The 11,259-nt window shown below is 45.9% G+C and carries 8 protein-coding genes; 2 read left to right on the top strand and 6 right to left on the bottom strand.

Features of this window, described 5'->3' with window-relative positions; all coding sequences use genetic code 11:
* Together AC1DP6_RS29765 and AC1DP6_RS29760 are read left to right on the top strand one after the other, a co-directional pair.
* On the top strand, positions 1-732 hold the full coding sequence (locus AC1DP6_RS29765) for an SDR family oxidoreductase (RefSeq protein WP_477058146.1): 732 nt from the start codon (positions 1-3) through the stop codon (positions 730-732).
* Complete coding sequence (locus AC1DP6_RS29760) at positions 729-1,316, top strand: HAD family hydrolase (RefSeq protein WP_477058145.1); 588 nt, start codon at positions 729-731, stop codon at positions 1,314-1,316. The genes AC1DP6_RS29765 and AC1DP6_RS29760 overlap by 4 nt, the downstream gene beginning before the upstream one ends.
* A gap of 86 nt (positions 1,317-1,402) precedes the next feature.
* On the opposite strand, the gene AC1DP6_RS29755 is transcribed toward AC1DP6_RS29760, so the two are convergent.
* The 6 genes from AC1DP6_RS29755 to AC1DP6_RS29730 form a co-directional block, all read right to left on the bottom strand.
* Positions 1,403-3,106, bottom strand: a complete 1,704-nt coding sequence (locus tag AC1DP6_RS29755; protein ID WP_477058144.1) for a sodium:solute symporter family protein — start codon at positions 3,104-3,106, stop codon at positions 1,403-1,405.
* Between the two features lie 133 nt (positions 3,107-3,239).
* A complete protein-coding gene (locus AC1DP6_RS29750) occupies positions 3,240-3,416 on the bottom strand; it encodes a hypothetical protein (protein ID WP_477024619.1) in 177 nt (58 codons plus the stop codon).
* Between the two features lie 13 nt (positions 3,417-3,429).
* Complete coding sequence (locus AC1DP6_RS29745) at positions 3,430-5,910, bottom strand: PIG-L family deacetylase (protein WP_477058143.1); 2,481 nt, start codon at positions 5,908-5,910, stop codon at positions 3,430-3,432.
* Positions 5,911-6,103: 193 nt separating this feature from the next.
* Positions 6,104-7,549 carry a RagB/SusD family nutrient uptake outer membrane protein gene (locus AC1DP6_RS29740; RefSeq protein ID WP_477058142.1) on the bottom strand — a complete coding sequence of 482 codons (1,446 nt, stop codon included), beginning with the start codon at positions 7,547-7,549 and terminating at the stop codon, positions 6,104-6,106.
* Positions 7,550-7,556: 7 nt separating this feature from the next.
* The gene (locus tag AC1DP6_RS29735) at positions 7,557-10,799 is read right to left on the bottom strand and encodes a SusC/RagA family TonB-linked outer membrane protein (RefSeq protein WP_477058141.1); all 3,243 of its coding nucleotides are present in this window, start codon (positions 10,797-10,799) and stop codon (positions 7,557-7,559) included.
* A gap of 220 nt (positions 10,800-11,019) precedes the next feature.
* A partial coding sequence (locus tag AC1DP6_RS29730) for a FecR domain-containing protein (protein ID WP_477058140.1) occupies positions 11,020-11,259 on the bottom strand: 240 nt, incomplete at its 5' end.

Raw genomic sequence — 11,259 nt, 5'->3', positions numbered from 1 at the left:
ATGCCAACAGTTTTACTACTAGGCGCAGGTTCGGACATGGCAGTAGCCATTGCCAGAAAATTTGCATCCGAGAAATATGATATTCAATTAGCGGGTCGTCAGATGGCTGCGCTACAACTGCAGCAACAGGATCTGCAGGTACGTTATGGCATTACTGCCACTGCACATACATTTGATGCCAACGACTTTAACTCTCATACTGGTTTCTATACCAGTCTGCCGGTGCAGCCAGATATTACCATTTGTGTATTTGGCTACCTGGGGGATCAGGAGAAAGCCCAACAAAATTGGGTGGAAGCCGCTGCTATTATTAATACCAACTATACCGGCGCTGTCTCTATATTAAATGTAGTGGCGGAAAGCTATGCGGAAAAAAAGCAGGGTATCATTATAGGTATCAGTTCTGTAGCGGGTGAAAGAGGCCGGCAAAGCAACTATATATATGGTAGCGCGAAAGCCGGTTTTACCGCTTACCTCAGTGGACTGCGTAACCGACTTTTTCGTACTGGCGTACACGTGATGAGTGTACAACCAGGCTTTGTAGATACCCGCATGACACAGCATCTGACACTTCCTCCCCTGCTCACCGCGCAGCCTGGAGCAGTAGCGGATGCAATATTTAATGCGATGAAGAAAAGAAAAAATGTGTTGTATGTAAAGTGGCATTGGAAATATATTATGCTCATTATCAAATTAATACCAGAAGGTATTTTCAAAAAACTTTCACTGTGACGATTGCCTTTTTTGACTTTGACGGTACCATTACCAACAAGGATACCCTCTGGGAAATCATCCGTTTCCACAGAGGCAGGGCTGCCATGTATGCCGGTATAGTACAACTGTTGCCGGCATTGCTGCGGTTCAAGTTAAAAATGACACCCGCACAGGATATGAAGGAACAGGTGTTGGATTATTTTTTTGGAGAGATGTCTGCCTCGGATTTTGCCGCAGGCTGCGAAGACTTTTGCAGGGAACGTTTGCCTTCCCTTATCCGGCCCCTTGCGTTAACGGCTATACGAAAACACCAGCAGCAGGGACATCATGTAGTAGTTGTTACCGCCTCTGCGCAGGACTGGGTAGCACCCTGGTGCCGAAAGGAAAACATTGTATGTCTGGGTACCCGCCTGGAAGTAAAAAACAAACAGATTACAGGTAAGATCCAGGGTATCAACTGTAATGGAGAAGAAAAGGTAAGTCGCATCCGTCAGGCTTACCGGCTGGAAAACTTCCGGGAGATATACGCCTACGGCGACAGCGAAGGCGATCGCCCTATGCTGGCGCTGGCGCAATATGCCCACTTTAAGCCCTTTCTGTAAAGTCAGGCAGTATACCTTATACTGAAAAAGCCATTGAAGTAGTTGTTACTTCAATGGCTTTTTTATGATCTTATATTGGGAATGACTTAATTAGGTTCCTGTCTCGCCGCAGGCGGAAAAACATAATGAAAGAGCAATGCCAGTATAACCACGAGCAAGCAACCAATGGCATTCAGCCAGAGAAATGAAACGCTGCCCGTCCAGTAAATAACCAACACCGCGATTTCCGCAATGATAGCTGACCAGAAAGTAGCGGTTCCTCCTACCTTCTTTAAGTAAAAAGCTACCATGAAAATGCCCAGGGTGACCCCATAAAACCAGGATCCCAGCACATTTACCACTTCTATCAAACTACCCAGGCTGCCTGCAAATTGCGCTACCACAATACAAAACACGCCCCATATCAAGGTCCAGAGTTTAGACATTTTGAGATAGTGATCTTCTGAGGCATGCTCATTATACAACCGCTTGTACACGTCGATCACCGTGGTGGAAGCCAGCGAATTCAGTGCAGCAGCGATACTTCCCCAGGCGGCCAGGAAGATAATAGCTATCAGCAAACCTACCAGTCCTTTCGGCAAACTGTTCACCACAAAATGCAGAAATATATAATTGGTATCGTTCGTATCTGCAGTTGGATCAGATGCTTTGATCAGCGACAACGCCTCCGTTCTTATCTGTTGCGATTTATCATCGGTTTGCTGCAGCGCCTTTTTGGCGATGGCCACCTGTGCGCTGTTGTCTGTTTCCAATGCAGCAGCCAATTGTCTTACCTGCTGCTGCTTCAGCTGTCCTAACTCACTGTACTTATCCTCGAGCTTTACCAGTGCCGGCCCCTGTTCTGTTTTGTGTACCCTGGCCAACTGTGCTTCATTAAAGAAGATCGGCGCTTTGAAGTACAGATAAAACACAAACACCAGGGCGCCAATCAACAGGATCAGAAACTGCATGGGTACTTTCACCAGGCCGTTCATCAGCAACCCCAACCTGCTTTCCTTCACTGACTTGGCAGTCAGGTAACGGCCCACCTGCGATTGGTCTGTACCAAAGTAAGACAAGGCGAGAAAAAATCCCCCGATGATCCCACTCCATATATTGTATTTGTCTTTCCAGTTGAACTTTGTAACAATCACATTCAGTTTATCCATTTTTCCGGATACCTGTAATGCCTGTTTGAAACCAATATTTTCCGGCAGCAGGTGTACTACCATCCAGCCTGCGAGAAACATGCCCCCAAAAATGATCACCAGCTGAAAGGTTTGTGTATAGGCTACCGCCCGGGTGCCTCCCACTACGGTATAGATGATGAGCAAGCCACCCATAATCATATTCGTCCAGTAAAGGTTCCAGCCGAGCAGAGAAGATAAGATAATGGAGGGTGCGCAGATACTGATACCGGTAGATAAACCACGTTGTATCAGGAAGAGCGAGGATGTCAGCGTACGTGTTTTCAGATCAAACCGCTTTTCCAGGAATTCGTAGGCAGTATATACCTTTAGCCGGTGAAAGATGGGTACAAAGGTGATACAAAGCACAACCATGGCCAAAGGCAGCCCGAAATAATACTGGACAAACCGCATCCCGTCTGTATAAGCCTGACCTGGTGCAGATATAAAGGTAATGGCGCTGGCCTGGGTACCGATAATAGACAACAGTACAATATACCAGGGCATAGACTGGTTATCCAGGAAATAGCTTTCCATGTTTCGCTGGCCACGGCTTTTCCAGACACCATAAAATATAATTATTGTGAGTGTACTTATCAGTACAATCCAATCTAAAGGGCTCATGAAAAGGTTTTGGTGAATAAGTAGAAGAGTACGATCAGTAACACCAACCAGGCTATTACCAATACGTACCAATAATTCCATGTAGGAAAAATCGGCGGTTTCTCTTCGTGCAGGTTGTCAGCTGCCATAGACGTTAATCGTTTGAATTACTTTTACTCCACATACTTCCTGTCAACAGCCCCAGCGCAATCCCTATCACTAAACCTACCTGTACCCGTTTGATAGTAAAGCCTATCAGCAAGCCGAGTATAATACAGAAGATAGCCGCTATTCTCAATCTGGGCCGATGTTGTTGGTGCTTATTGCTCATTTTCGTTCAATCCCTATTTAACAGAAATCAGGTTTACAAATAACCGGTATGCACCTGGTACACCAGCAGGCAACTGCCTGAAAAATGATAAGCCGGTATATACATAGCTTCCTTTACCGTAATGTGCCACCAATGTAGAACCATCTAGTGGAGATTCTCCTTTATCATTCATGGTAAAGAGCTTATCATAAGCCTTATCGGCGTTTACCGTGTAATATAATCCCCTTTCCTGAACCCAGCCATTGAAATCAGCGGTGGTAATTTCATTGGGATAATGGAATACGGGATCTTTTGGGTTGATGAAATGCACAGGGGCATTTTCATCTGTGACCCTGTCACGGGAAAGCCCGAATGGATAAGGTCCCATATCATTGATGACCAGTGGCCCGTTTACATTATACTGGATAATCAGCTTGCCGCCTTTGTTTACGTATTCCATCAGCTTGGGCTGCCAGTATTTCATACGTGCGTTCACGTTATATGCACGCACACCGGCAATAATCGCATCATATTGTTGCAGGTTACCGCTCATGATATCTTTTTCTCCCAGCTCAGTTACGTCGTAACCTACCTGGCGAAGCGAAGCTGCCACCATATCACCGGCGCCGGGAATATATCCCAGGCGGTTGCCGTTATGTTTCAGGTTCACAGATACCAACCGCGCCTGTGCTGCAGGAAATAAAGTAATGAGCGGAATATGATCGTAGCGGATCTGTTGTAAGCTTTGCGTGTATTCTTTACCGTTACACTCCATTACTACGGTGAACGTATCTACGTGATTATCACTCACTCCCTTAACAGGATTGATATTAAAACGCAGTTCTACTTCGTCGCCTTTCTGAGCGAGCGTATAGGCAACGCTGTTGTTGGCGGCAGTGAAGCCGGCAGGTAATTGCAGGTGTACAGTACCCTTCACATTATCCGCCATTGCTTTTATTTTCACCGGTACAGATTGAGGTTTGGTATCGGTAAAAATATATACCTGGCTGTTGAGGTCAGCTACTACCGGAGGTGCAATGACCAGTGGCTGGTAGATCTCTCCTTTAACCGGATCGGTGTACTTGTATTGTAATGGGCGGCTGATGGTAAAGTCCTGGTCACCGATGCGCAGGTGAATTTGTGCCTGCAGCGCTGGTACATTTTCCGGATTGCCCACCAGTAAAGGATCTTTAATGATGTACATGCCTACGGGATGTGCATCCGCCAGCCAGTATGGCTGTGATTCCGGTGTATTAGCCGGCACTGGCAGGGTTTGGGAAATGCTGGTAAATTTATTGAATGCCAGGTCCTGTTTACCGGAGGCGTTAGGTTTACCTGGCAAATCGATCTGTTGCAGGGTTACTTTAACATTGCCTCTGTTGATCAGTTGTACAGTGGCCTCCATGTTATTGCCCGGCACTACAGTCGGTGAGGTGCTGTAGGCTTCTGCCCACAAACCTGCACAGGCATATATGAGTTGTTCTGTTTCTTTTAGCTTCAGATTGCGCCAGTAGCCCTCGGGCAGTGCCTGGATAGCGCGGCGTATTTCCAGCAATGCCGGAACGGAGGCGGTAGGATCTTCCAGGTTGTAGGCGGCGAGTGCAGCATCCACCAGCGCTCCTACTTTGTTTCCGCCCGGAATCCTTGACCAGCTGGTATTTACATCATCGAGCAGGCTGTTTTTAGGCGTATTCCCTTTTATCGTGAGAAAATATTCCTGGGAACTGCCGCGGGAGGCGGGAACTCCAAATCCCTGGCTTTTGTGCTGGGAGCGGCTTTCGGCGGCTATTTCCCCGAAACCTTTACCCAGCAATGGGTTAAAGGTGCCTACGTCCATTTTGAACTGGTCGTCTGCTGTGGTGTTGACACTGCCGAAGTTAAAGGTGTTCCACAGGATGCGTTTGGCTTGCCAGGGTTTCACCAGGGTGAGTTGTTCCGGGAAGCGTTTGGGATCTGCAGCAGCGGTGTAAGCTTCTTCCGCCAGCATGGCCGAGGCAGTATGATGACCATGACCAGCACGACTATCCGCCGGGAAACGGCAGATGATCACGTCCGGTTGAAATTTGCGGATCATATATACTACATCTCCCAAAATCCTTTCCCGGTCCCAGATGGTAAATGTTTCCTGTGGATTTTTGGAGAAGCCAAAGTCCTGTGCGCGGGTAAAGAACTGCTCAGCCCCATCGATGCGGCGGGCGGCCAGCAGTTCCTGGGTGCGGATCAGTCCCAGCAATTCGGACTGCTCGTTACCAACGAGATTTTGTCCGCCATCACCACGGGTCAGAGACAGATAGCCGGTACGGTACAATTTCTCTTTCGCCAGATAGCCTAACAGACGGGTGTTTTCGTCATCGGGATGGGCGGCAATATATAATACGCTACCGAGCGTATCCAGCTTTTTCAGTTGAAGTTTAATGTCAGCAGCATTCCATACGGGAGAAGGTTGTGCCATAGCAGGCAAACCCATTGCTGTCAATAAAATTATAACCAGGGCGGTGTAACGTCTTATAAACATTTGGTGGTACGTGAATTTACAGATTGCCAAAAGTAGTAATTAATTGGTGGGAGGAAAGGATAAATTGGTTGAGTGGCGGAAATCATGGCTGAAAAATAAAAGTCCCGGTTGGACCACCGGGACTTTATTTCTTCATAAGCAAAAACCAACCAGCTTAAAGCAAAAACCAATTATTAACAAAGGCGGTTTAGATTTAATTGTACCCTTCGTTCTGCTGGTTGCGAATATTGGGGTTAGCATCCAGTTCTCTCTGTGGGATGGGCAGTATCACTTTTGTACTGGGCCAGGCCACTTGTATTGTTTTGTCACTCGCCAGGTATTTGGTGAATGATTGTTTTGTTCGTATTAAATCAAATAAGCGATGTCCTTCAAAAGCAAGCTCCTTGCGTCTTTCCAACAGGATAGCATCCAGGAGTGCTTGCCCGGTAACAGTTACCGGTAAGGCATTGCGATCGGCACGTTGTGCCACTACATTCAGATCAGCCTGCGCTTCCGGTGCTTTTCCAAGGTGAGCCAGTGCTTCCGCACGGATCAGGTACAATTCAGCCAGCCGCATCACTTTTATGCCTTCTGAGAAAGTGGTAACATCACTGTATTTCGAAATCACATTGGCGGGGTTTTCACCGCCATTGCCTGCGCGTTTACTTTTCTTCAGAAAATTCCGCCGTACATCGCCGGAAGTATAAATATTAAATACATTGTTTGTTGCCAGTACATCTCCATAGCCGTCCTGGTTGAACATATAGCCCAGCCCATCTGTGCCGGGATTGTCTACCGGTGTATTGATAATTTCAAAAATCGTTTCGCTGTTGCCTGTAATTTTAAAATCACTGACCAGTTTGTCGCCTGTCAGCAGCGAATATCTATTGCTTTTGATCACCGCATTGGCCAGCGCCGCTGCGTCCTCCCAATCTTCTTTGTATAATAATACTCTCGCCAACAGCGCTTTTGCTGAATACACATTAAGTCTTGCCGAGGAGAAAGCAGTACTGTTACTTTCTTCAAATTTCCTGATAGCGGTTTTCAGGTCGTTGATAATCTGCGCATAGGTATCTTTCATACTACTGCGGGACGGCGACTGCACAGAGTCCACATTCGTGATCGTTACAATGGGAATCCCCATATGTGAGGCGTTTGCCGTAAAATTATAGGGCTGTGCATACATGCGGGACAGATCAAAAAATACCTGCGCCCTTACCGCATATGCTTCTGCCACTATCTGTTTTGCTTCAATACTATCTGCTACCGATGGTAGCAGTGAAATAGCTGGTCCTTTCGAAATGACCATATTCGCATTCGCTACCACACTGTATAATTGATTCCAGGAGTCAGTCGTATACACGTCATTAGCGGTAACGATATACTGGTCCTGGTTACGATAGCGGTTGGTGTTGATCACACTGATAAAACTATTATCAGCCCTCAGATCCGGGAGCAATGGCATGGTTCGTCCATAATAGTTTGCACTCTGCATCAGCGAATACACACCACTGATGGCTGCCTGCAGACCGGGAAGATCTTTGATAGCACGACCTGTTTCGGTAGACTGGTCCGGTTTTAATTCCAGAAAGTCTTTGCTACAGGCGCCTAACAAACCTGTCAGCAGTAGTATGATACTATATGTATATTTCTTCTGCATGAATACTTTAAAAATTTACATCCAGTCCTACCAAAAATGTTTTGAATACTGGTGGTCTTTGATCGTAATCCCCTGTTACCGGTACTTCCGGATCCATTGTGAGACGTTTATCCTTTACATACGTCCATAAATTATTCCCGCGTACATATACTTTCACTTCGTTGATACTGGCTTTCTTCAGCCAGGTTTGTGGCAGGCTATAAGCCAGCATCACATCTCTGAGGCGGATAAAGCTGCCATCGTAAAGGAAGCGGGATGATACCTGGTTGCTAAGCCCCGACTGCGTACCACCAAATACTACCTTTGGAACGGAGGTGATATCTCCCGGATGTTGCCAGCGGTTTTCGTAAGTAAGACGAGACATTTTTGAGCCGCCGCCAAATCCGCCGCTACCATCTGATTCCGTGAAGGGCCCCCAGTTATCGAACACTTTATTACCCCAGTTATAGAAGAACTGAAAACTCAGTTCAAAACCTTTATAGCTGAAAAAGTTGGTGATACCACCATAAAATTGGGGTAAGGCACTACCCTGATAAAATCGTTGTGCTTCGCCGTAAGACTTAGTGGTACTGGTTTTAGATGCATCTTTATACCAAAGCGCTTCTCCGGTTTGCGGATCTGCTCCTGCAAATCCCACCAGGTAAAACTGGTAAAAATCCCTGCCAACTTCTCTTCTGTAGTTAAGGTAGGTAATCTGGTTATCCAGCCTGGTAATTGTATTTTTCAGCGTAGAGAAATTAGCATCTGTACGCCATGAAAATTCATGTTCATTTTTAGCGATGATATTGCGGGAAGAAAGTGCTATCTCCATGCCGCTGTTTTTCATCTCTCCGTTATTCCTGAAAACGGTGGTAATACCATTAGAAGAAGACACCGGTACATTCAACAGTAACCGTGAGGTAGTCCTGTTATAGTATTCAATGGTGCCTGATAAGCGATTCTTCAACACCGCGAAATCGAGTCCTATGTTGAATGGTCTGTTCTGTTCCCAGGTAAGAAAAGCATTGGGATATTGCGTGAGCACGTACCCCGGTTTCCCATTATAATCATTACCGGGACTATACAGTGATAAAGATGCATAGTTATCAATAGCCTGGTTTCCGTTGCTGCCGTAGCTCGCTCTTATCTTTAATTCGTTGATGCCGGATATATTCTGCAAAAAGGGCTCCCTGTAAATATTCCAGGCAGTTCCCAGTGACCAGAATGCGGCGCTTCTCTTTTGACTGCCAAACCGGGAAGAGGCGTCTCTTCTGATAGAGGCCGTGAAATAATATTTTTGTTTGTAATCGTAGCTGTTGTTCAGGAACATGCCTGTTAAAGAATTTGCATTAGACACGGAAGTTACTTTTTCCGGTTTTGATGCATCCGCCAGTGACTCCATTCCCGGAAGCAGGTTAGATGCTTCAGAAGCGTTGCCGGTGTTGGTGGTTTTTTGTGCTTCATAACCGATGAAAGTATTGATGCCGTGGTAACCCCAGCGTCTGTTGAAGCGCAGGATATTAGTAGATACCCAGTTGTTCCATAAACTATTATTTACCGATACCCAACCATTGGTATTTCTGCCATCTGCAAAGCCTGGTGCAAAAAATAAATTGCTGCGGGCATAGTTCAGGTCAAGGCTGATCTTTGTTTCGAAAGAAAGGAAATCTGTAAATGCGTATTTAGCGGCGGCGCCTCCCAGCAAGCCATATGTGCTGCCTGTCCGGGAGTTCCCATTCATCACGGCTACCGGGTTAAAGCTATTATTATAACTAAAATCATAGCTGCCATCATTGTTGTAAACCTTCAGCCAGGGCTGTATCCGGACTAATGAACGTACAGGGTTTCCCATGAGTCCCATATCAGCTACTGCATTTGCACGCTGGTAGGATAAAGACAGGTTTACATCAAACGATAAACGGTTGGTGGCCTGGTTACTCAGATTCAGCTTACCTGTCATACGTTTATAGTCCACTCCTTTCAGGGCTGATTTAGAATCATATAACCCTCCGGAGACGTAAAATTTTGTTTTATTACTTCCGCCTGCGGCAGATAGATTCGCCTGTGTATAGCTTCCATGGCGGGTCAGCACATCGATCCAGTTTGTATTTACAGTTGTATCCACACCACGTGCACGGATTTCCTGCTGGAAGCCTGCTTCTCCGGTGCCATCTGCCTTGTTGATCCAACCTTCCCGCAACAGCTCCATCATCTCTTTTGTGTTGAGCGGATAGTTTGCCTGCGGAATAGTGAGTTGGTTGCTACCTCTTTGTATGGAGGCGCTGACCTTTGTTCTGCCCTGACTGCCGGTTTTGGTGGTAATTAAAATTACCCCGTTGGCAGCGCGGGAGCCATAGATCGAGGCAGATGCGGCATCTTTTAAAATAGAGATGGAGGCGATATCTGCGCTGTTGATTCCTGCCAGGGAATTAACATTGTAATCTGTAAGATTGTCCGTTACTACGGGTACCCCGTCTACTACGTAGAGCGGCGAGCTACCTGCTGTAATGGAACCGATACCACGAATATGAATACTCGGTACGGAGCCGGGTTGACCGGAACCGTTGGTAGATTGTAAGCCGGTTACATTGCCTTGTAAGCTTTCCTGGAAGCTGCTACGGGGTGCTTTATCATACAAAGAAGCACTTACCATAGTAGCTGATCCTGTCAAAGAACTCCTTGTTTGCACGGCATAAGCGACTACCACCACTTCATTCAATCCTTTGGAGTCGTCTTTCAGCACAATGTTGAAGTGGGTATTGTTACTTACCTGCACTTTTTGTTCTTCATAACCTATGAATGAACAGATCAATGTAGCGAAAGAAGGTACTTCCATATGGAATAGACCATTCTCATCTGTAGTGGTGCCTTTGTTAAGGCCCGCAATACGCAAACTCACACCTGGCAGCGGATGTCCGAAAACATCTGTTACCGTTCCGTTGATATTGATTCCTGTGATCACTTTGTCTTCCGGCGCTATTGCGACCAGGTTAGCAGAAAGCTGCTTAAAAGTGAGACCTGTATTCTTCAATATCTTTCGTAAAATATCTTCTGTCAAAGCATTATTTACATCGATAGAGACTTTGCTGTTAGCCGGGATCAAATCATTGCGGTACACAAAACGGTAACCGCTTTTCTTTTCAATCAGCTTTAGCAGCTTTGTCAATGGCAATGATTCAGCTTTGATAGAGATGCGACGGTCCTGTTGACCGAAGGCATCTCCTGCTATTTGCAAACAGGTAATAAGAATAATAAAGGACACCAGTTTCATTATCAGTACAACTTTTCCCAATGTTTTTAGACGCAAAAGGATTGCATAATGTATGAATTTTTTCCATACATTTAGGTTGTAAAAGGTCATAAAACTACGACAGGACTACATTGCCAAGTGAAGCTAACTGCCGTTTGATCTCAACAAAGGGGGTAAATGTTTGCAGCATTTGCCCTTTTTTTATATGAGAGGTATCGATTTTTAGTTTTTTTTTAACCCCCTATTGGGTAATAAATACTTCATTACTCACTATCCGGCAATGAAATGTTGTTGTAACCTTCAGCGCTTCCAGTACTTCCGGAAACGATTCATCTTTAAATGTGCCGGTAAAATGGTAGTTCTTTAACCTGTCGCCGAGATGTATTTTAATGCCATACCAACGTTCCATTTTAAGGGCAATATCTTCGAAATTATCGTTATCAAATATGAGGAAATTATCACGCCAGGCGGTTTCCACCAC

Source organism: Chitinophaga sp. 01L420, from assembly GCF_056399985.1.
This window is presented reverse-complemented; position numbering and strand designations above follow the sequence as displayed.

Bases quoted from the DNA above. Each gene is read 5' to 3' on its own strand.
- AC1DP6_RS29765 (WP_477058146.1), top strand. From the start codon at position 1: ATGCCAACAGTTTTACTACTAGGCGCAGGTTCGGACATGGCAGTAGCC.
- AC1DP6_RS29755 (WP_477058144.1), bottom strand. From the start codon at position 3,106: ATGAGCCCTTTAGATTGGATTGTACTGATAAGTACACTCACAATAATT.
- AC1DP6_RS29750 (WP_477024619.1), bottom strand. From the start codon at position 3,416: ATGAGCAATAAGCACCAACAACATCGGCCCAGATTGAGAATAGCGGCT.
- AC1DP6_RS29745 (WP_477058143.1), bottom strand. From the start codon at position 5,910: ATGTTTATAAGACGTTACACCGCCCTGGTTATAATTTTATTGACAGCA.
- AC1DP6_RS29740 (WP_477058142.1), bottom strand. From the start codon at position 7,549: ATGCAGAAGAAATATACATATAGTATCATACTACTGCTGACAGGTTTG.
- AC1DP6_RS29735 (WP_477058141.1), bottom strand. From the start codon at position 10,799: ATGAAACTGGTGTCCTTTATTATTCTTATTACCTGTTTGCAAATAGCA.